Raw genomic sequence first — 20,996 nt, 5'->3', positions numbered from 1 at the left:
GACCTCCGGTCGGTCCCGGCCGGAGCAGATGCAATGCGTTTTTCCGTCATCACCATCTTTCCCGAATTCTTCGAATCGCCCTTGTCCTGCGGTCTGCTTTCCAAGGCCCGGGAGAAGGGGTTGGTCGAGTTTTCGTTCATCAATCCGCGCGACCACTCCACGGACAGGCACCATAACGTCGACGATCGGCCTTACGGCGGCGGGCCGGGCATGGTCATGGCCGTGGACCCGCTCAGGCGCGCCATCTCCACCCTCGGCCCCAAGGCGCGCATCCTCATGCTCAGCCCCAAGGGCCGCCCCCTGACCCAGGCCCTGGCCCGCGAACTGGCCGGGGAGGAGGAACTGGCCCTGCTGTGCGGCCGGTATGAAGGCTTCGACGCCCGCCTGGAGGAGCTCTGCCCCATCGAGGCCGTGTCCGTGGGCGACTTCGTGCTGAACGGCGGCGAGACCGGCGCCCTGTGTCTCATCGAGGCCGTGGGCCGTCTCATCCCCGACTTCATGGGCAAGGACGAGAGCGCAGACGAGGAGAGCTTCAGCACGGGCTTTCTCGAATACCCGCACTACACCCGGCCCGAGGAGTACGAGGGGCTGAAGGTGCCCGAGGTTCTGTCGTCCGGGCATCACGGCCGCATCGCCCAGTGGCGGCGGGAGCAGAGCCTGGAAACGACCCTGCGCATGCGGCCCGACATTCTGGCCAACGCTCCTCTGACCGACGCGGACATCAAATATCTCAAGGCATTGGACAGGGTTCGGCCGGGTCGCAACCTGCACGTGGCCCTGGTGCACTACCCGGTCGAAAATAAATCCGGCCAGACCATCACAACGTCTTTGACAAATCTCGACCTCCACGATATTGCACGCGTTTCGTGTACCTATGGGCTCGGCGGATATTATATCTGCACGCCCGTGGTGGATCAGCAGACGCTGGCCCGCACGCTCGTGGGCCACTGGCGCGAGGGGTACGGGCTCACGGCAAACCCCGATCGCAGCGAGGCTCTGGGCCGGGTCCGGGTGGTAAGTCTCCTGGACGATGCCGTGGCCGACATCGCTGCGCGCACGGGGCGCAGGCCCAAGGTTCTGGCCACCAGCGCCAAGGCCGGGAACATGACCTGCGAGCAGGCGGCCCGGTGGCTGCGGGACGAACCGGTCCTGCTGGTACTGGGCACGGGGCACGGCCTGCGGCCCGAGGTTCTGGAAGGGGCCGACGGCATGTTGCGGGCCATACGTTTTATGGATAGGTACAACCACCTTTCTGTCCGCTCCGCGGCGTCCATCATGGTGGACCGCCTGCTGGGCGATGTGGGTTAAGATTCGTGGCGGCGTACAGGCCGCTTCAGATAAAGGAGAAAATCATGGACATCATCAAAAAGATCGAAAGCGAGCACCTGCGTGCCGACGTCCCCAAGTTCCGGGCCGGTGACACCGTCAAGGTGCATACCCGCATCATCGAAGGGGAAAAGGAGCGCATCCAGGTCTTCCAGGGCGTGGTCATGCGTCTGAAGAGAGGCACCACGGACAGCACCTTCGTCGTGCGCAAGGTTTCCGACGGCGTCGGCGTGGAGCGCATCTTCCCCCTGCACGCCCCGACCATCGACCGCATCGAGGTCGTGTCCGAAGGCGTGGTGCGTCAGAGCCGCATCTACTACCTGCGTCGCCTCAGGGGCAAGGCTGCCCGCATCAAGACCAAGAACGCCTGGTAGGCCCGATTTGCTCAGCCAGAAAGGCTGTTCCCGGGGCATGGACGGGGTCCGGGCCGGCATCGACGAGGCCGGCCGCGGTTGCCTGGCCGGCCCGGTCGTGGCGGGGGCCGTCATCCTGCCCCCCGGATACGACCTCCCGGGACTGACGGATTCCAAGAAGCTTTCCCCGCGGCGTCGCGCGGTGCTCGCACAAGCCATCAAGGCCCAGGCAGTGTCCTGGGCCTTAGGTTTTTCCTGGCCCCGGGAAATCGACCGCATCAACATCCTGCAGGCCACCCTGGCTGCCATGTCGCGGGCGCTGTGCGCCCTGCGCGTGCAGCCCGACTGCGTGCTGGTCGACGGCAACCGGTCCTTTCCGACGGCCCTGCCGCTGACGACCGTGGTCGGGGGCGACGCCATCCACCCCTGCATCTCCGCCGCCTCCATCCTGGCCAAGACCTTCCGGGACGAACTGCTCGAACGCATGGACGAGCGCTACCCCGGCTACGGCCTGGCCGTACACAAGGGCTACGGCACGCAGGAGCACCTCGACTCCCTGCGCCGTCTTGGCCCCAGTCCGGCCCATCGCAGGACGTTCAAGGGCGTGTGCCCCGCGCCCCGGGAGAAGACCCTGTGGCTGCCCGGCATCTGATCACGGGTCTGGCCGGGGAGGACCTGGCCGCCGCGTACCTGCAGGAGAAAGGCCTGCGGGTCGTCGAGCGCAATGTCCGCTGCGTCGGCGGGGAACTCGACCTGGTCTGCGAGGACCGTGGCACCCTCGTCTTCGTCGAGGTCAAGACCCGCTCGGGTCACGTGCGCGGCGAGCCGGGCGAGGCCGTTGGGCCGGCCAAGAGAAAGCGCCTGATCCGGGCCGCGTCGCAGTACCTGAGCCGCAAGAAGGCCTGGAGCCGGCCCTGCCGCTTCGACCTGGTGGCAGTGCTTTTCCTGGACGGGGAGACCCTCGTCGAACACTGGGAGGATATCATCGATGTACGGGACGGTCTGGATCGTGGCCACGCCCCTTGGCAACCTTGGTGATTTTTCGCCCCGGGGGCGGCAGACCCTCGAAGCAGCCGACGTCATCCTGGCCGAGGACACCCGCCGCGCCGGCCACCTCCTGCAGTTGGCGGGCATCGGCGGCAAGCGCCTCCTGAGCCTGCACGAACACAACGAGGATAGCCGCATCGCCGAGGTCCTGGAACTGCTCGGCCAGGGGCTGCAGGTGGCCGTGGTCTCCGACGCCGGCACCCCCCTCATCGCCGACCCCGGCTACCGACTCGTGGCGGCCTGCCGCAGGTCCGGCGTTTCCGTCGTGCCCGTGCCCGGCCCCTGCGCGCCCATCACCGCCCTCATGGCCAGCGGCCTGCCCCCGTACCCCTTCGTCTTCCTGGGTTTTTTGCCCCGCAAGGCCGGCGAGGTGCGGGCCCTGTTCGGCGCGTACGCCCACGTGCCGGCCACCCTGGTCTTCTTCGAGCGCAAGAACCGCGTCCTGCCGACGCTCGCGCTGGCCTTCGAGGTCCTCGGAGAGAGGGAATTCTGTCTGGCCCGGGAATTGACCAAGAAACATGAGCAGTTTATCAACGGAAGGCTTGGTCAGGCCCCCGACATGGACGGCGAGCTTCTGGGCGAGGTGACCGTGGTCGTGGGCCCTCCCGAGGCGGGAGCCGCCACGGGTGAAGCGGAAGTGCTCGGCCTGGCCAAGGCCATGATCGTCGAGGGCATGCGCCCCAAGGACGCCGCCCGGGCCGTGCGGGAACGGACCAGAGGCTGGACCGCCAAGCGGATTTACGAGCTGATTCTCGAACAGGACGCGGAGTAGGGTTGGATACGCGCATCTTGCTGCAGGTTTTTCTGCGCACCTACATGGTCGGAGCCACGTTCAACACCCGCGGGATGCAGAACGTGGGTCTGGCCTTCATCATGGAGCCAGGTCTGCGCGCCCTTTACGGAGCCGACCCGGCAGCCCTGAAGCGCGCCCGCGGCCGGTACCTGAAGCACTACAACACCCACCCCTACTGGACGCCGCTGCTGGCCGGGATATTCCTGGCCATGGAGCGCAAGATCGCGGCGGGCCTGCTTCCCGCCGACATCCTGCCCAAGCTGCGCACGACCACGGTCTACACCCTCTCGGCCCTGGGCGACTCCTTTTTCGGAGGCAGCTTCCTGGTCATGTGGTCCCTGGTCGGGGTCAACCTCGCGGCTGCGGACCGCATCTGGCTCCTGGCCTGCTGGGTGCTCCTCTGTCTGGCGGCCCTGCAGTTTTTCAAGATGTTCACTTTCGGCCGCGGCTACGCCCAGGGGCTGGCCTTTCTCCAGCGCCTCAAGTCCTGGGGGCTCATCGACTGGGGCCGGCGCCTCAAGCTGGTCAACGGTGTTCTGCTGGCCCTGTTCGTGCTGCAGGTCGCGCCGCGGGGCGGACTCTGGACCCTGGCCTGGGCAGGCTGCGCGGTTCTGCTGGCCGCGTGCGGCATGTTCCGGTCCAGGGACCGCGACCTGATCCTGGCGGCGTTGGTGCTGGGCGGTTTGGCTGTTCCCTGGGAGAGGGTTCTCCCCCTTGTATCCATGTAGGTGATGCGTATGGACGACGTGCAGGAAAGAACCATCCGGGTCGGCAACAGCCTCGGCCTCCACGCCCGGCCCGCCGGAAAGATATCGCAGGAGGCCCAGCGCTATGCGGCCAGCATCAGCGTGCACTCCGGCGGCATGGAGGCCGACGCGAAATCCATCCTGGACCTCCTGTCCCTGGCCGCCCCGCAGGGCACGGAGCTCCGGCTGCGCGCCCAGGGACCCGACGCGGTCGAGGCCATTTCGAGCCTGACCAGGATGTTCGAAGACATGTTTGGAGAGGATCGCTGATGCCTTCCCGCACCCTCTACGGCATTCCGGTTTCCGCAGGCATCGCCATCGGCAAGGCCTATTGCCTGAACAGGAACCATTTTTCCGGCATGGCCCGCCAGACCTTGGGCCAGGAGGACGTGCCGCGCGAAATGGAGCGCCTGGGCCGCGCCTTCGAAGCCGCCCTGCAGGACCTGGAACGGATCTTAAGCCTCGTGCCCGAGGACCTGAAGGAGCACGCGGCCATCATCGAGTCGCACCTCATGATGCTGCGCGACCACAAGTTCCGCAAGCGCGCCTTGGATCATATCGAGAACACCAGGATCAACGCCGAGTGGGCCCTGGAGCGCGCCGTGGGGGACCTGCAGGAGGTCTTCGCCGCCATCGCCGACGAGTACCTGCGCCAGCGCATGCAGGACGTGCGCCTCGTGGCCGAAAGGGTGCTCGGCAAGCTGGTCGGCGGTGAGGGGGGGCTGAACGCCATCACCCACCGCGCCATCCTCCTGGCTCACGACCTGTCCCCGGCCGACACCATCGAGCTGGACGTGAACAAGATCATGGCCTTCGCCACGGCCCAGGGCGGCAAGACCTCCCACGCCGGCATCCTGGCCAGGTCCCTGCAGATTCCGGCCGTGGTCGGCGTGGAGGGCCTCGGGGACGACCTGGCCGAGGGCAACATCATTATCCTCGACGGCTTCCACGGGCGCATCATCCTGGAGCCCGACGAGGACGAGCTGGCCCGCTACACGGACCTGCAGACCCAGTTCGAGAGCTACCAGGCCACCATCATGCGCTCCTGCCAGCTGCCCGCCGAAACCATCGACGGGTACCGCATGCAGGTGCTGGCCAACATCGAGCTTTTCGAGGAGGTCGTGGCGGTCAACGACAACGGCGGCGAGGGCATCGGCCTGTACCGGTCGGAATACAGCTACATGAGCCACGGTGGCATGCCCACCGAGGACGAGCTGACCGAGATCTACATGGACATGGCTTCCCTGGTCGCGCCCAAGAAGCTGGTCATCCGCACCCTGGACGTCGGGGCCGACAAGCTCATGCGCATGCAGGTCCCGAGCGAGCCCAACCCCGCCCTGGGGCTGCGGGCCATCCGCTACTGCCTCAAGCACCGCGACGTGTTCCGCACGCAGCTTCGCGCCATCCTCAAGGCCAGCGTGCTCGGCAACGTGTCCATCATGTTTCCCATGATCTCGGGCCTGCAGGAGCTCGTCGAGGTCAAGAAGTTCTACCGCGAGGTGCAGCGCGAGATGCACGCCGAGGGCATCTGCTTCCGCGAGGACATGCCCATGGGCATCATGATCGAGGTCCCCAGCGCCGTCATCACCGCGGATTTCCTGGCCCGCGAGGTCGATTTCTTCAGCATCGGCACCAACGACCTGATCCAGTACTCCCTGGGCATCGACCGCACCAACAAGGACGTGTCCTACCTGTACCAGCCCCTGCACCCGGCCATCGTGCGCTCCATCAAGTGGGTCGTGGACTCGGCCCACCGGGCCGGCATCGAGGTCTGCCTGTGCGGCGAGCTGGCCGCGGATCCCTTCTGCATCCCCGTGCTCATGGGCATGCAGGTCGATTCCATCAGCCTGGGGCCCCACGCCATTCCGGGCATCAAGCGCATAGTGCGTCAGGCCTCCATGGAGGAGTGCAGCGCCCTCTTGAAACAGGTCATGACCAGCCAGTCCGTGGCCCGCAACAACAAGCTCGTCCGGGAAATGATCTTTCGACGCTTCCCCGAGGAGCTCATGTTCTACTCCTCCCTGGTGGACGAGTAGCCTTCAATTCCAAGGATTTTCCCATGTGCGCCAAACCGACGGGCATCAAGGTCATCGCGACCAACCGCAAGGCCCGACATTATTACGAACTGCTGGACTTCATCGAGGCCGGCATCATGCTGACCGGCTCCGAGGTCAAGTCCCTGCGCGACGGCAAGGTCAACTTCATGGACGGGTACGTGCGCATTTCAGGCGGCGAGGCCTGGCTCTCGGGCGTGCACATCTCGACCTACGCCAACGCGGGCTACGCCCAGCACGAGCCTGACCGCGAGCGCAAGCTCCTCATGCACCGCCACGAGATCGCCTCCCTCAAGTCCAGGATGGAGCAGAAAGGTCTGACCCTGGTGCCGACCAAGCTCTATTTCAAGGACGGCAAGATCAAGATCGAGCTGGCCCTGGCCAAGGGCAAGAAGGTCCACGACCGGCGCGAGGACCTCAAGCAGAAGGCCGTGGACCGCGACACGGAGCGTGAACTGAACCGGTTCTGAGGCGGGCGGCTAGGACGGTGCCTGGGCCCCGGCGGCCAGGCCGCGCAGGTATTCGTCCACGCTGACGCAGTCCATGCCCGCGTCGCGGATGTCGCGGATGTTGGCGTGGTGGATCTCCTCGGTGCGCGAGGAGGAGGCGTCCGTGATCAGGGTCATGCGGTAGCCTAGGCAGAGGCCGTCGAAGAGGGTGGCGCGCAGGCAGAAGGGCAGCTGGGTGCCCGTCACCGCGAGGTGCGTGATTCCCTTGCGCCGCAGGATCAGGTCCAGCTCCGTGAACATGAAGGCGCTGAAGCGCGGCTTGACGATGCGGTATTCGCCGGCCTCGGGCTCCAGGCCCGGGACGATGCGCACCCCCGGCGTGCCGGGCACGACCATGTCTTTTTCCTTCAGGGCGGCGAGGCGCGTGATCTCGACGTCCGAACCGTCGGCGCGGTATTCGCGCACGACGTGGAACACGGGCAGCCCCAGTTCCCGGAAGCGCAGGAGCACCCTGCGGATGGCCGGGATGGTGGCGTGGGCCCCGGGCACTTCGCACGTACCCCCGGGCACGGCGAAATCGTTCTGCATGTCGATGATGAGCAGGGCCTCGTTCATGGCGTCCTTCCTGTGGTTGTCATTGCGTGGAAACTGCCCTAGTGCGTGAACGCGGGCGGTGGCCAAGGAACTTAGCGGCCGCGGCCGCGCCCGGCAAGAATCTCTTACACCCCCAGGACCAACGAGTCGGGAGTATTCATGATCGGTTATTTGACCAAGAAGATATTCGGATCCAGAAACGACAGATACCTGAAATCCCTGCGTCCCCTCGTGGAGCAGGTCAATTCTTTCGAGCCCGCCATGCAGTCCCTGTCCGACGCCGACTTCCCGGCGCGGATGGCCGCCTGGCGCGACGAGGTGGCCGGCGGGCGCAGCCTCGACTCCCTGCTGCCCGAGGTCTTCGCCCTGACCCGCGAGGCCAGCAAGCGCGTCCTCAACATGCGCCACTTCGACGTGCAGCTCATGGGCGGCGTCGTCCTGCACCAGGGCAAGATCGCGGAGATGAAGACCGGTGAAGGCAAGACCCTCGTCGCCACCCTGCCCGTGGTGCTGAACGCCCTGTCCGGCAAGGGCGTGCACGTGGTCACGGTCAACGACTACCTGGCCCGCCGCGACGCGGCCTGGATGGGACAGCTCTACACCTTCCTGGGCCTGACCGTGGGCGTCATCGTCCACGGCCTGACCGACGCCGAGCGCCAGGCCGCCTACGGCTCCGACGTGACCTACGGCACCAACAACGAGTTCGGTTTCGACTACCTGCGCGACAACATGAAGTTCTACCGCCATCAGCTCGTGCAGCGGCCCCTCAATTTCGCCATCGTCGACGAGGTGGACTCCATCCTCATCGACGAGGCCCGCACCCCGCTCATCATCTCCGGCCCGGGCGAGAAGTCGACCTCCCTCTACGCCCGCGTCAATTCCATCATCCCGAAGCTGGCCCGTGACGAGGACTTCTCCATCGACGAGAAGGCCCGCACCGTCGTGCTGACCGACGAGGGCGTGGTGCACTGCGAAGAGATCATGAACGTCGGGAACCTCTTCGACCCGGCCAACATCACCCTGCAGCACCACATCCTGCAGGCCCTGCGCGCCCACTACCTCTTCACCCGCGACGACCACTACATCGTCAAGGACGGGCAGGTGGTCATCGTCGACGAGTTCACGGGCCGCCTCATGCCGGGGCGGCGCTTCAGCGACGGCCTGCACCAGGCCTTGGAGGCCAAGGAAGGCGTCAAGGTCGAGGCCGAGAACCAGACCCTGGCCAGCATCACCTTCCAGAACTTCTTCCGCATGTACGAGAAGCTTGCCGGCATGACCGGCACGGCCGACACCGAGGCCGTGGAGTTCCAGCAGATCTACGGCCTCGAGGTCATCGTCGCCCCGCCGAACAAGCCCATGGTCCGCAAGGACTTCCCCGACGTCATCCTCAAGACCCAGAAGGAGAAGTTCGAGGCCATCGTCGAGGAGATCCGGGAGCTTCACGCCAAGGGCCAGCCCGTCCTCGTGGGCACGACCTCCATCGAGAAGTCCGAGTTCATCTCCGAACTCCTCAAGAAGAAGCGTGTCCCCCACGAGGTCCTGAACGCCAAGCACCACGAGAAGGAAGCCGAGATCGTGGCCCAGGCCGGCCAGAAGGGCCGCGTGACCATCGCCACCAACATGGCCGGCCGCGGCACGGACATCGTGCTGGGCGAAGGCGTGCGCGAACTGGGCGGCCTGCACATCCTGGGTTCCGAACGCCACGAGAGCCGCCGCATCGACAACCAGCTGCGCGGCCGTGCCGGCCGCCAGGGCGATCCGGGCTCCTCGCGCTTCTACCTGGCCCTCGACGACACCCTCATGCGCCTCTTCGGCTCCGAGCGCATCGCCGGCATCATGGAGCGCCTCGGCCTCGAAGACGGGCAGACCATCGAGAATCCGCTCATCAGCCGCTCCATCGAAAACGCCCAGAAGCGCGTCGAAGGCCACAACTTCGAGATCCGCAAGCAGCTCCTCGAATACGACAACGTCATGAACCAGCAGCGCGAGGTCATCTACTCCCTGCGCCGCGAATTCATGACCGTCGAGGACGTGCAGCCCACCGTCGAGGAGTTCATCGACGACCTGCTTTCTGACATCTACGAGCCCATGGAGAACCGCAAGGGCCACACCGAGTCCCCCGAGGAACTGAAGGGCATGGTCCGCTCCAAATTGGACGAGATCTTCGCCCTCGAACGCACGGTCGAGGCCGGCAAGTACGTCGAGAAGGACGAGGCCCGCGCCGCCGTCATCTCGGTCCTCGACGAGCACCGCGCCGCGGCCCCGGACCAGTACCAGGAAGTCCTGCGCTTCTTCCTCCTCGACGCCCTGGACCGCAACTGGAAGGACCACCTGCTGCAGATGGACTACCTCAAGGAGGGCATCGGCCTGCGCGGCTACGCCCAGCGCGACCCCAAGCAGGAGTACAAGCGCGAAGGCTTCGAACTCTTCGAGGATCTGCTTTTCCGCATCCGCGAGAACACCATGAAGGCCCTCATGCACCTGCGCATCGAGATCGTCCGCCAGGAGGAGCTCAAGCACGAGGAGCAGGAAGAGGTGAAATACGCCGGCGGCAGTGAACCCGCCGAAACCAAGCCCGACACCGTGCGCCGCGCCGACCCCAAGGTCGGCCGCAACGACCCCTGCCCCTGCGGCAGCGGTCAGAAATACAAACGCTGCTGCGGCAAGCAGGCCTGAAAAACGAAAACCCCGGTGCGAGCCGGGGTTTTTCGTTGGTGGTGGGGGAGGAGGAAGAGGCCTCCGGCGGGCAGGGGGCGCGCCCCCTGCACCCCGTTCAGGGGGTATGGGAGGAACGCCTCGCCGGAAGCGGGAATCGAGCCCCTTACCCCAACCGGGTCAAGGGGCGAGCCCCTTGCGGGGCGCGGGGCGGAGCCCCGCATTGCATCAGCCTACTTGCCCATCCAGCCCTTCACGGTGTCCGGGTGTTCCTTCAGGAAGCGTTTGGCGTTCTCTTCGGGGGTGCCGCCTTCCTGGTTCCAGGCCATGACCATCTGCAGCTGGGCCGGGGAATCCCACTTGAAGTTGGAGAAGAAGGCGTGGACCTCGGGCATGTCCTCTTTCAGGCCCTTGCGCACGATGGCCTCGATCTTCTCTTCGGCGCCCAGTACGCCCTTGGGGTCCTTCAGATACTTGAGGTCCCATTTGCCGAACATCCAGTGCGGGGACCAGGCCGTGACGACCACCCAATCCTTGTTCTTGATGGCGGTGTCCAGGGCCGCGGTCATGGTCGCGCCGCTGCCTTCCATCAGTTCGAGCTTGTTCAGGCCGTAGTCGGCCATGGCCTGCTCGGACAGCTTCATGAGGCCCGCGCCCGGGTCGATGCCGATGATCTTGCCGTTGAACTTGTCGGCGTTGGCGTTCAGTTCCTCGATGGAGTCGATGGTCACGTACGCGGGCACGGCCCAGCCGAGCTTGGCGCCGCCGGAGACTACGGAGACCTTTTCAACCTTGTCCTTGACCTTTTCGTAGTAGTCGGCGTGGGTCACGGGCAGCCAGGCCGTGACCATGGCGTCCACGTCGCCCGTGCCCAGGGCCTGCCACATGGCGGCCGCGGCGACGGGCAGGGTCTCGACTTCATATCCCATCTGCTCCAGGGCGGCCTTGGCCGTCATGGTGCTGGCCGTGGCGCAGTCCCACTCGACGTAGGCGATGCGGACCTTGCCCTTGGCGGCCATGGCCGGCGCGGCCAGAAACATCAGACAGATCAGGGTAAGCAGGATTTTCTTCATGCGATTCTCCTTTGTTTATTATGTGTCTTTGCGGGTGCCCAGTTTCTGCAGCACCCGGTCCAGGATCATGGCCACGATGACGATGGCGATGCCCGCCTCGAAGCCGCGGCCCATCTGCAGCCGTTGGATGGCCTTCCAGACCTCGCCGCCCAGGCCCTTGGCGCCGATCATGGACGCGATGACGACCATGGACAGGGCCAGCATGACCGTCTGGTTGACGCCGGCCATGATGGTCGGCGCGGCCAGGGGCAGGTCCAGCTTCATGAGGCGCTGCATGCGCGTCGCGCCGAAGGCCGTGGAGCACTCCACCAGTTCCGCCGGGATCTGGCGGATGCCCAGGCAGGTGAAGCGGATGGCCGGCGGCATGGAGAAGACGACCGTCGAGAAGATGGCCGCGGTCTTGCCCAGGCCGAAGAAGGGGATGGCCGGGATGAGGTAGACGAAGGCCGGCATGGTCTGCATCACGTCGAGCACGGGCATGACCGCCTGGTACATGCGCGTGTTGATGGCCGCGAGGATGCCGAGCGGCACGCCCAGGGCGATGGCGCACAGGGTCGAGACCAGTACCAGGGCCAGGGTGCTGACCGTGGCCGCCCACAGCCCCATGTTCCAGATCAGGGCCAGGCCCAGGACGCTGCCAAGGGTCAGCCTGCGGTCCCTCGTCAGGAGCCATACGCCGGCCGCCGCCAGCACGATGAAGACCGGGATGGGGACCAGCAGCAGGCCGCTTTCCATGGCCCCGAGGACCGTCTCGATGATGGCGGCGCTGGCCTTGGTGATGAAGGAAAGGTGCTCGACCAGGAAGTCGATGCCGGATTCGATGGATTCGCCCACGGGCAGTCTGAAGTCGTTCATGCGGCACCTCCTCGTTCGGCCAGAGCCGCGACCAGGGTGCCGCGCACGATGAGGCCCTTGAACTTGTTGTTCTCGTCGACCACGGCCAGCGGGTAGGGCAGGTCGGCCATGATGCCGAAGAGGTCCTGGGCCGGGGTGTCCGGGAAGACGGTCTTGATCTCGGTGCAGATGGCCTCGGCCAGCTGTTCCTCGCCCCGGGCGGCCAGGTTCGCGGCCGCGTCGGCGGACACGATACCGACCAGCCGGTGGTTGTGGTCGACCACGAAGAGATGGGCGATGTTGTGCTTGCGCATCTTGCGCAGGGCCGCGCGTGGGCCGTCGGTGCGCAGGTCGGCCACGGCCTCGCTGCGTTTCATGACGGATTCGGCCGTCAGGACCTTGGTGATGTCCACGTCCTCGACGAAGCGGGCCACGTACTCGTCGGCCGGCGAGGTCAGGATCTGTTCGGGCGTGCCGATCTGCACGATGGCGCCGTCCTTCATGAGGATGATGCGGTCGCCGAGCTTCAGGGCCTCGTCCAGGTCGTGTGAGATGAAGACAATGGTCTTGCGCATCCTCTCCTGCAGGTTGATGAGTTCGTCCTGCATGTCGCGGCGGATGAGTGGGTCCAGGGCGCTGAAGGCCTCGTCCATGAGCAGGATGTCCGGGGACAGGGCCAGGGCGCGGGCCAGGCCCACGCGTTGCTGCATGCCGCCCGAGAGCTGGCGCGGGTAGGACTCGCCCCAGCCGTTCAGGCCGACCATGGACAGCGCCTCTTCGGCCAGCCGCAGACGCTCGGGCTTGTCCATGCCCTGAATTTCCAGGCCCAGGGCGGCGTTTTCCAGCACGGTCCGGTGCGGGAAGAGCGCGAAATTCTGAAAGACCATGCCCATCTTGCGTTGCCGCAGATGCCTGAGTTCCTCGTCATCCATGGTGGCGACGTCCTGCCCGTCGACGAGGACCTTGCCTGCCGTGGGCGTGATCAGCCGGTTGAGGCAGCGCACCAGGGTGGACTTGCCGCTGCCGGACAGCCCCATGACGACTACGATCTCGCCCTCCTTCACTTCGAAGGAGGCGTTGTTCACGCCGATGCCATGGCGGATCTCGGCCATGATCTCGTCCTTGGTCCGGCCCTTGGAAAGCATCTGCAACGCTTTTTTCGGGTTCGGTCCGAATATCTTGTACAGTCCTTCGACACGTATTTTGTCCATTCAGTCTCCTTGGCTGCGGGTTCGGGGGCGCGCCGCCTTCCGCGGTCCGCCTGTATTCAGCATCGGGCAGAATACCTCGGATTGGCAGGGGATCAAGGGGACCTGACGGGGATGGATCGGGTATGCGGACATACCCGATGGCTAGAGAGGCGGGTGCTGCTGAAGGAAGGCGGACAGCGGGACGGGGCCGCCTTTGAGGCCGAGCTTGCGGCGAATGTTCTTGCGGTGGGTCTGCAGGGTTTCAAACGAGATATCGAGTTGCTCGGCGATGGCTCGGCCCTGCCAGCTCTGCTGGATCAGGCGGCAGATGTCCATTTCCCGGGGGGTAAGCAGGGCGAAGAGGGCGGCCGTGTCCGACGGGGCCTCGGCCATGTCCGCGATGCGCTCCTCCAGGGCCGAACGGTAGGCCTGGCGGACGAGGTGGGAGTTCTCCTGGACGATGCGCTCCACCGTGGGCAGGACCTCCTCGCGGACCTGCTGCACAAGGCCCTCCTTGAGTTCCTGGCGTTCTTCCTCGACGTTGCGCAGGACGTGTTTCAGGGCCGTGTCCATGTCCGCGACCTGCCGGCGGCTCCTGGCCAGGTCGCGCTCCAGGGCCATGCGCCTGCGCTGGTCGCCCAGCATGAACTGGTAGAGTCGCACCCGGCCGACGCTCAGGCAGCGGATGGTCATTCGGACGGGCGTTTCCTGGCCGGCAGGTCCGAGGGTGACCTGGGAGCCGCGCCAGTGCGCGCCGCTTTTGAGGGCCCGGGCCGTGGCCAGGAGCCTGGGCTCGTCCGACGGGGGCAGGATGCGCGTCAGGGCCGAGCCGTCCAGGCGTTCGTCTCCCGCGGCATAGAGCGTGTGGGCCTTGCGGTTGGCCGCCAGGATGCGGAAGGAGTCATCCGTGAGCAGGATGGCGTCGCGCGCGTCGTTGAAGACGGCGTTGAACACGGCGTAGTCGAGGGCGGATGCAGTGGGGGCGGGCGAGTCCCCAGCCGGCGCCGTCAGGGTCAGGGCGGCCAAGGTCAGGGTCGCCAGGTACCCGCCCGATGGCGCCAGCCGATCCGGCAGCGCAACGAGGTTCAGGACCAGGGGCTGGCCCAGGGGACCGGTCAGGCTGTGGGCGCTGCCTGTCGGGGACCGCGTCAGCAGTTCCCCGAAATCGGAGGCCTCCATGCCCAGCGCCTCCCACAAAGGCGTGCCCGGCGGGAGATCCCATTCGGGGTTCTTGCCGGCGCGGGTTTCCACGATCCGCCCCGTTGCATCGCAAAAAATCAGCACCGTCGGCATCGGCGATCCTCCATGGCGCGCCAAAAAACACGCGTCACGTCCGGGACAACGACGCAGTCATGCCCTCCTGGCGGCGCGCTTCCGGAAGCACGCCTCCAGGCGGGTTCTCGGGGGATGTGTCGAAATGACCCGGTCACTTGCCCAGGAATCCGATGTCCTGCCCCGCCACATCCGTCAGACTGTATTCCTCGAGCTTGCGGTACAGGGTCTTGCGGCCGATGCCCAGCATCTGGGCGGCCTTGGACTTGTTGCCCTGCACGGCGTGCATGACCATGCTGATATGCGAGCGTTCCAGCTCCTCCAGGGTGGAGAAGCCCTTTTCGCGCGGGTTCTGGCAGCTCTTCTGGCAGAAGGGTAGGGCCTTGACGTTGATGAGGTTGTTCTCGGCCAGGATCATGCCGCGCTCGATGATGTTCTTGAGTTCGCGCACGTTGCCGGGCCAGGGGTTGTCCATGAGCTGCTGCAGTGCCCGGGGGGAGATCTTGTACTCCTTGCCGTCCTTGGCCAGGGACATCAGGAAATGCTCGACCAGGGACGGGATGTCCTCGCGGCGCTCGCGCAGGGGCGGCAGCTCAATGGTGAAGACATTGATGCGGTGGTAGAAGGCGTCGTGGAACCGCCCCTCCTCCACCTCCTTGGCCAGATTCTTGTTGGTGGCGAAGATGAAGCGCACGTCCACGCAGCGCTCCTCTTTGTCGCCCACCCGGCGGAAGTGCTGGGTCTCCAGCACGCGCAGGAGCGCGCCTTGCAGTTCGAGGCTCAGTTCACCCACTTCGTCGAAGAAGAGCGTGCCCTTGTGGGCCAGGGTCAGCAGGCCGTCGGTGCTGCGGTCGGCGCCGGTGAAGGCGCCCTTGCAGTAGCCGAACAGCTCGCTTCTCAGCAGCTCCTTGTCGAACGTGCCGCAGTTCTTGATGATCAGCGGCTGGTCTGCGCGACGGCTCTGGGCGTGCAGGGCGGCCGCGGCCACGTTCTTGCCCGTGCCGCTCTCGCCCGTCAGCAGCACCGGCACGTCCGTGGGGGCCGCCTTTTCGATGAGGTAGCGGACCTGCTGCACGGACTTGGAGTGGCCGATGAACTTGGGCATGGACTTGTGCTCCGAGTTGTGCCGCAGGAGTTCGTTCTCCCGCTGCAGCCGCACCCGCTGGTAGGCCTTTTCGATGACCTGCTCCATGCGTTCCAGGGAGAATGGTTTGGTGATGTAGTCGTAGGCCCCGTTCTTCATGGCCTCCACGGCGTTGTCCACGTCGGCGTAGCCGGTGATGAGGATGATGGCCACGTTGGGCACCGTCTCCAGCAGCTTGCTCATCAATTCAAGGCCGTTGGCGTCTGGCAGCCGGATGTCCAGGATGATGATGTCGCAGAAGTTCTTGTGCAGGAAATCGAAGGCCTCGGCCGCGCTCCCGACGGTATGGATGTTGCGCCCGGGGGACGTGAGTTCGCGGGAGAAAAGCTTGCGTATGTTGGACTCGTCGTCGACGACGAGGATCTCGATGGAATTGAAGATGCTCATGTGTTTCGTTCCTTGTTGTTTCCGGGGAATCCGGTGGGAAGCATGACCTTGAAGATGGAACCCTTGCCCGGTTCGCTGCAGACGAGGATCTCCCCCTTATGCTGCTGGATGATGTTGTAGCAGATGGACAGGCCGATGCCGATGCTGTGTCCCTGGCTCTTGGTCGTGAAGAAGGGGATGAACAGTTTGCCCAACTTGTCTGGGGAGATGCCCTGTCCCGTATCCTCGACGGTCAGGGTCGCGTGTCCCGGCCTGCCGAAGCTGGTACGGATGGTGATGGTCCCATCGGAATCGATGGCGTCCATGGCGTTGAGCACCAGATTGAGGAGAACCTGCTTGAGCTCCCCCTGGGCTCCCTGGATGGTTACGGCTGAGGAGTGCAGGTCCAGGACCAGATTGATGCCCGGGCGCAGCTTGATCTGGTGGTGCAGGATCTTGACGGAGTCGGTGACCAGCGTGTTCAAATCTATCGTGTTGAACTTGCAGGTTTTCTGGCTGCTGAAGGAGAGCAGGTTGCCGACGATGTCGCGGCAGCGGTTGCACTCTTCCAGAATGGTGGTGGTGTAGTCGGTGAAATCTTCAAGCAACGATGAGTCCGCGTTATCGGCCAACAAAGTGGCCAGGGCCGGGATACGGCGCTTGAGGGCCTCGGAGAAGCCGCTGATGGCCGCCAGGGGGTTGTTGATCTCGTGGGCCACGCCGGCGGCCAGGAGGCCGATGGTGGCCATCTTCTCGGCCTGGTAGTATTTGGCCTGGTACTCCTTTTCCATGGTCACGTCGCGCTTGGAGACGAGGACCGTGCGGACGTGCCCCTTGTCGTCGAACATGGGGGATGCCACCACCTCGAAGCGCAGGTTACGTTCCGAGCGGGGGTCGAGGTACGAAGTGCGGTCCGGCTTGCCCGTCTGCAGGGCCGTGCGCAGGGGGCAGGTCCGGCACGGCGTCGACCGGCCCCGGAAGACTTCGTAGCAATACATTCCCTTGGGTTCGTCGATTTCGAAATAGTCGTGGAAGACCTTGTTCACGTAGACGATGCGGTAGTCGGGCGAAACCACGGCCAGGAGGTCCATGATGCCGTTCAGGATATCCTGGATCTCCTGCTTCTTGCGCTCGAGCTCGGCATTGTAGGTTTCGAGTTCGGCCATCTTCTCCTGCACTTCGCGGAAGAAGCCGAGCTTGGTGTACTCAGGCCCGACGATGTCGGACAGCTTGGTCCTGTTCATCACCAGACCTCTTCGCAGATGGCCAGAAGCTCCTCGGCCGTGGCCGGGCGGGGGTTGGTCAGCAGGCAGGCGTCCTTGGTGGCCATCTCGCAGATCTGCGGGAAGGCGGTGCGATCGTTGACGATCTCCCTGAAATGGGTCGAAGTCCCGAGTTCCTCGAAAATCTCGTGCAACCGTGCGATGCCCCCTTCCGCGGTCTGGCGCGAGGAGGACAGCCTGCGCCGGAGGACGATTTCGCCGATGGTGGCCATCTTCTCCTCGCAGGCAGGCAGATTGAATTTCATGACCGCCGGCAGCAGGACCGGATGCACCATGCCGTGGGTCGTGTCGAAGAAGCCGCCCAGGGAATGGGCGATGGCGTGGCAGGCGCCGAGGCTCGCGTTGCTGAAGCTCATGCCCGCGGCCGTGGCGGCGATGGACAGGAATTCAAGGGCCTTGGGGTCCCTGGTCTTGAGGGCGGGCTGCATGTTGTCGAGTATGAGGTGGATGGCCTTCAGGGCCTGGGTTTCGGTCAGCGTGTGGGCGATGAGGGACACGTAGGATTCGACGGCGTGGGCCAGGGCGTCCACTGCCGAGGAGATGAGGAGGTCGTCGTCGACGGTGGACAGGAGTTCCGAGTCGATGATGGACACGTTGGGCGTCAGCGAACGGCTGATGAGCGACATCTTCACCTTGCGGGCCACGTCGGTGATGATGGCGAACTGGGAGATGTCCGATCCGCTGCCGGCCGTGGACGGCAGGAAGATCATGGGCGGCAGCGGGCTCGTGATGAGGTTTGCGCCCTCGTAGTCCTGGATGGTCCCGCCGTTGCTGACCACGGTGGCCACGCCCTTGGCCATGTCCATGGGGCTGCCGCCGCCCAGGGCGATGACAACGTCCGCCCCTTCGGCCTTGTAGAGTTCCGCTCCGGTGTGCACCTCGTAGTCGCGGGGGTTGGAGCTGACATTGGAGTAGTAGACCCAGCGCAGGGAGGAGGCTTCGATGATCTGCAGCAGTTTCTTCACCCAGCCGCTTTTCTCAAGTCCCGGGTCGCTGACCACGAAGACCTTCTTCGCGCCCAGCTGAAGGGCGTAGGAACCGGTGTACTCCATGCTGCCGTGGCCGAATATGATTTCCGGCAAAGAAAATTTCCGAATGTCCATGCTCATCCTCGCTTGGGTAGGTTCAACGTGCTCCGGGCCTGGCGGTGGGATCGTCCGCTGAAGGTGTGTGCAAAAAGGATACGATCAGCGTCCTTCTGCCGGAGCGGGTGCTCCGATTTTTGCGAAGCACTTTGTAACACACTGTAAATAAGGTGCAAAATTCAGTTCAAAGGGGTTCTGTCTGCCTGCGGTTCACGAAGAGGCCAAGGGGTGGTTGCGGCGATGAACGGGCATAATGGGTCTTTTTGACCCAGAAGCGTCGTCAGCGCAAGGATCAAAGTGATACAAAGAGGGGGTGCGCCGTGCCGCGGAGGCGGTGTTCGCTCCTGCCCTCCGAGGAATTCTGGTGGTGCCTTCGCTGTGATTATGGCGGGTTAGCGTAAAAAATGAGGTAAAAAATCATTCATTTTTCATTCTGGCCCCGTTTTTGCCTAAGGGAAAATCACGAGAGTCAACTAAGGTCCTTTTCGTTTGTAACAATCTTTAGCGAGGTGTAATCATGGCTGTTCAAGAAATGGTTTACGGTTTCTTCATTCCCAGCGTTACTCTGATCGGTATTGGCGCTTCCAAGCAGATTCCCGAGAAGATCAAGGCCCTGGGCGGCAGCAAGCCTCTGGTCGTTACCGATAAGGGTATCACCGGTTGCGGTCTGACCAAGCAGATCACCGACCTGCTGGACGCCGCCGGAATGAAGTACGAAGTATACGACGAAACCATCCCGAACCCCACGGACAACAACGTCCATGCCGGCGTTGAAGTTTACAAGAAAAAGAAATGCGACTCCCTGATCTCCCTGGGCGGCGGCTCCTCCCATGACTGCGGCAAGGGCATCGGCCTGGTCGTGGCCAACGGCGGCAAGATTCACGACTTCGAAGGCGTGGACAAGTCCACCAAGCCCATGCCCCCGTACCTGGCCGTGAACACCACCGCCGGCACCGCCTCTGAAATGACCCGCTTCTGTATCATCACCGACACCTCCCGCAAGGTGAAGATGGCCATCGTCGACTGGCGCGTCACCCCCGGCATCGCCATTGACGACCCGATGCTGATGGTCGGCATGCCCCCGGCGCTGACCGCCGCCACCGGCATGGACGCCCTGACCCACGCCGTGGAAGCCTACGTTTCCACCATCGCCAACCCCATGACCGACGCCTGCGCCCAGAAGTCCATGGAACTGATCGCCAAGTACCTGCGCAAGGCCGTGGCCAACGGCAAGGACATCGAGGCTCGCGAAGGCATGTGCTTCGCCCAGTACCTGGCCGGCATGGCTTTCAACAACGCCAGCCTCGGTCACGTCCACGCCATGGCTCACCAGCTGGGCGGCTTCTATGACCTGCCGCACGGCGAATGCAACGCCATCCTGCTGCCCCATGTCGAGCGCGCCAACATGAACGCCAAGCTGGAACGCTTTGTCGACATGGCCAAGTTCCTGGGCGAGAACGTGGAAGGTATGTCCGTCCGCGCCGCCGCCGAGAAGTGTCTTGACGCCATCAAGCAGCTGTCCACCGACGTCGGCATTCCCGCCGGCCTGATCGAACTGGGCAAGCGCTACGGCAAGAACGTCAAGAAGGAAGACATCGCCATCATGACCGGCAACGCCCAGAAGGACGCTTGCGGTTTTACCAACCCCCGCTGCCTGAAGGACGCCGATGTGGCGGCCATCTACGAGGCGGCCCTGTAAGCCTTACGATATCGCCCGCGCGCCGGAGTCTCTCCGGCGCGCAACCTGCTTCGCGGTACATGCCGGAAACGAGGTGCATCATGTGGTTCGACGACGCTTCACTCCTTCGCCTGGAAGAGGTCGACTGGAAGATCGGCAACGATCGGGGTGAACTCAGCGTATCCGTGTGCGACCAGCGCGTTCCGGAGACGGCCGGCTTCGATGAGATGTGGTGCGGCATGCAGGAGGAAGCAACGACTGCCTATGAATGCACATGACGCTGGGATCACCATGATCTGAGCCGGAAAAGAGACTGCCGCGAAGTTTGCGATGCCAGTCACCGGGGGCAGGGTTGGAGTTGGCATTAACTCCAACCCTGCCCTTTTTTTTGCTTTATGTCATAATTGACAGCACTTGCTGCCGTTCAACCCTTTTACTTGCCATAGGAGAGACCATGAAGATTCTGCGCATCAATACCCGCACCAAGTCCTTCAAGTTCGAGGAGCTCGGCGACTACGCCGGCCTCGGCGGACGCGCCCTGACTTCCAGGGTCGTCAACAGGGAAGTGCCGGCGGACTGTCACGCCCTTTCCGCCGACAACAAGCTCATCTTCGCCGGCGGCGTCCTGGCCCCGACCAACGCCGCCAACTCCGGCCGCGTCTCCGTGGGCGCCAAGTCGCCCCTGACCGGCGGCATCAAGGAAAGCAACTCCGGCGGACAGTTCGCCCACACCCTGCCCAAGCTGGGCCTTTTGGCCATCATCCTCGAGGACAAGCCCGAGGCCGGCAGCCCCATGCAGGAGATCTTCGTCTCCGCCGACAAGGTCGTGTTCAAGGATTCCGCCGTGGCCGGCATGCGCACCTACGCCGCCCAGGAAAAGCTCCTGGCCGCCTACGGCGACAAGGCCGTGACCGCCATGGTCGGCCCCGCCGGCGAGCAGTGCCTGGCCGCCGCCACCATCCAGTTCTCGGACCCCGAGGGCCTGCCTTCCCGTTCCGCCGGCCGCGGCGGCATGGGTGCGGTCATGGGCTCCAAGGGCGTCAAGGCCATCGTC

Annotated in this window: 21 protein-coding genes; 13 read left to right on the top strand and 8 right to left on the bottom strand. The window is 64.5% G+C overall.

Annotated features, from left to right (window positions below; translation table 11 throughout):
• Positions 1–33 precede the first annotated feature (33 nt).
• From trmD to smpB, 9 genes are read left to right on the top strand one after another with little or no spacing between them, the layout of a single operon-like run.
• A complete protein-coding gene (gene trmD / locus G394_RS0113340; protein ID WP_028578081.1) occupies positions 34–1,308 on the top strand; it encodes a tRNA (guanosine(37)-N1)-methyltransferase TrmD in 1,275 nt (424 codons plus the stop codon).
• Between the two features lie 44 nt (positions 1,309–1,352).
• Positions 1,353–1,700: a 50S ribosomal protein L19 gene (gene rplS / locus G394_RS0113335; protein ID WP_028578080.1), complete on the top strand. Its 348-nt coding sequence runs from the start codon at positions 1,353–1,355 to the stop codon at positions 1,698–1,700.
• A gap of 37 nt (positions 1,701–1,737) precedes the next feature.
• A complete protein-coding gene (locus G394_RS0113330) occupies positions 1,738–2,331 on the top strand; it encodes a ribonuclease HII (protein ID WP_028578079.1) in 594 nt (197 codons plus the stop codon).
• Positions 2,313–2,717 (top strand): YraN family protein, encoded by a 405-nt coding sequence (locus tag G394_RS0113325; RefSeq protein WP_028578078.1) that lies wholly within the window; start codon positions 2,313–2,315, stop codon positions 2,715–2,717. The genes G394_RS0113330 and G394_RS0113325 overlap by 19 nt, the downstream gene beginning before the upstream one ends.
• Complete coding sequence (gene rsmI / locus G394_RS0113320) at positions 2,668–3,498, top strand: 16S rRNA (cytidine(1402)-2'-O)-methyltransferase (protein WP_028578077.1); 831 nt, start codon at positions 2,668–2,670, stop codon at positions 3,496–3,498. The genes G394_RS0113325 and rsmI overlap by 50 nt, the downstream gene beginning before the upstream one ends.
• Before the next feature lie 2 nt (positions 3,499–3,500).
• The gene (locus tag G394_RS0113315) at positions 3,501–4,247 is read left to right on the top strand and encodes a PTS system mannose/fructose/sorbose family transporter subunit IID (protein ID WP_028578076.1); all 747 of its coding nucleotides are present in this window, start codon (positions 3,501–3,503) and stop codon (positions 4,245–4,247) included.
• A 9-nt stretch (positions 4,248–4,256) separates the two neighbouring features.
• Complete coding sequence (locus tag G394_RS0113310; RefSeq protein ID WP_028578075.1) at positions 4,257–4,535, top strand: HPr family phosphocarrier protein; 279 nt, start codon at positions 4,257–4,259, stop codon at positions 4,533–4,535.
• Positions 4,535–6,301 (top strand): phosphoenolpyruvate--protein phosphotransferase, encoded by a 1,767-nt coding sequence (ptsP, locus tag G394_RS0113305; RefSeq protein ID WP_028578074.1) that lies wholly within the window; start codon positions 4,535–4,537, stop codon positions 6,299–6,301. The genes G394_RS0113310 and ptsP overlap by 1 nt, the downstream gene beginning before the upstream one ends.
• A 23-nt stretch (positions 6,302–6,324) precedes the next feature.
• A complete protein-coding gene (gene smpB, locus G394_RS0113300; RefSeq protein ID WP_028578073.1) occupies positions 6,325–6,789 on the top strand; it encodes an SsrA-binding protein SmpB in 465 nt (154 codons plus the stop codon).
• 9 nt (positions 6,790–6,798) lie between these two features.
• On the opposite strand, the gene G394_RS0113295 is transcribed toward smpB, so the two are convergent.
• Positions 6,799–7,383 (bottom strand): cysteine hydrolase family protein, encoded by a 585-nt coding sequence (locus G394_RS0113295; RefSeq protein WP_028578072.1) that lies wholly within the window; start codon positions 7,381–7,383, stop codon positions 6,799–6,801.
• Between the two features lie 138 nt (positions 7,384–7,521).
• Here G394_RS0113295 and secA point away from each other — a divergent pair, with 138 nt between their 5' ends.
• Positions 7,522–10,038: a preprotein translocase subunit SecA gene (secA, locus tag G394_RS0113290; protein ID WP_028578071.1), complete on the top strand. Its 2,517-nt coding sequence runs from the start codon at positions 7,522–7,524 to the stop codon at positions 10,036–10,038.
• Positions 10,039–10,250: 212 nt separating this feature from the next.
• Here the strand turns inward: secA and G394_RS0113285 are convergent, their stop codons facing one another.
• From G394_RS0113285 to G394_RS0113255, 7 genes are all read right to left on the bottom strand, one after another.
• Positions 10,251–11,090, bottom strand: coding sequence for a glycine betaine ABC transporter substrate-binding protein (locus tag G394_RS0113285; RefSeq protein WP_028578070.1), 840 nt, complete (start codon positions 11,088–11,090; stop codon positions 10,251–10,253).
• Positions 11,091–11,108: 18 nt separating this feature from the next.
• Positions 11,109–11,945, bottom strand: coding sequence for an ABC transporter permease (locus tag G394_RS0113280; RefSeq protein ID WP_028578069.1), 837 nt, complete (start codon positions 11,943–11,945; stop codon positions 11,109–11,111).
• Positions 11,942–13,135 (bottom strand): quaternary amine ABC transporter ATP-binding protein, encoded by a 1,194-nt coding sequence (locus G394_RS0113275; protein ID WP_028578068.1) that lies wholly within the window; start codon positions 13,133–13,135, stop codon positions 11,942–11,944. Before G394_RS0113275 ends, G394_RS0113280 begins: the two co-directional genes overlap by 4 nt.
• Before the next feature lie 141 nt (positions 13,136–13,276).
• A complete protein-coding gene (locus G394_RS0113270; protein ID WP_156902612.1) occupies positions 13,277–14,365 on the bottom strand; it encodes a LuxR C-terminal-related transcriptional regulator in 1,089 nt (362 codons plus the stop codon).
• A gap of 175 nt (positions 14,366–14,540) precedes the next feature.
• The gene (locus G394_RS0113265) at positions 14,541–15,917 is read right to left on the bottom strand and encodes a sigma-54-dependent transcriptional regulator (RefSeq protein ID WP_028578066.1); all 1,377 of its coding nucleotides are present in this window, start codon (positions 15,915–15,917) and stop codon (positions 14,541–14,543) included.
• Positions 15,914–17,140: a two-component system sensor histidine kinase NtrB gene (locus tag G394_RS19215; protein WP_043775930.1), complete on the bottom strand. Its 1,227-nt coding sequence runs from the start codon at positions 17,138–17,140 to the stop codon at positions 15,914–15,916. Before G394_RS19215 ends, G394_RS0113265 begins: the two co-directional genes overlap by 4 nt.
• Complete coding sequence (locus G394_RS0113255; RefSeq protein ID WP_028578065.1) at positions 17,140–18,282, bottom strand: iron-containing alcohol dehydrogenase; 1,143 nt, start codon at positions 18,280–18,282, stop codon at positions 17,140–17,142. Before G394_RS0113255 ends, G394_RS19215 begins: the two co-directional genes overlap by 1 nt.
• A gap of 499 nt (positions 18,283–18,781) precedes the next feature.
• Here G394_RS0113255 and G394_RS0113250 point away from each other — a divergent pair, with 499 nt between their 5' ends.
• The 3 genes from G394_RS0113250 to G394_RS0113240 form a co-directional block, all read left to right on the top strand.
• Positions 18,782–19,963, top strand: coding sequence for an iron-containing alcohol dehydrogenase (locus G394_RS0113250; protein ID WP_028578064.1), 1,182 nt, complete (start codon positions 18,782–18,784; stop codon positions 19,961–19,963).
• Positions 19,964–20,043: 80 nt separating this feature from the next.
• The gene (locus tag G394_RS0113245; protein WP_156902611.1) at positions 20,044–20,220 is read left to right on the top strand and encodes a hypothetical protein; all 177 of its coding nucleotides are present in this window, start codon (positions 20,044–20,046) and stop codon (positions 20,218–20,220) included.
• 176 nt (positions 20,221–20,396) lie between these two features.
• Positions 20,397–20,996, top strand: a 600-nt coding sequence (locus tag G394_RS0113240; protein WP_028578062.1) for an aldehyde ferredoxin oxidoreductase N-terminal domain-containing protein, incomplete at its 3' end; no start/stop codon positions are given.

Source organism: Desulfomicrobium escambiense DSM 10707 (assembly GCF_000428825.1).
GTDB lineage: Bacteria > Desulfobacterota > Desulfovibrionia > Desulfovibrionales > Desulfomicrobiaceae > Desulfomicrobium > Desulfomicrobium escambiense.
This window is presented reverse-complemented; position numbering and strand designations above follow the sequence as displayed.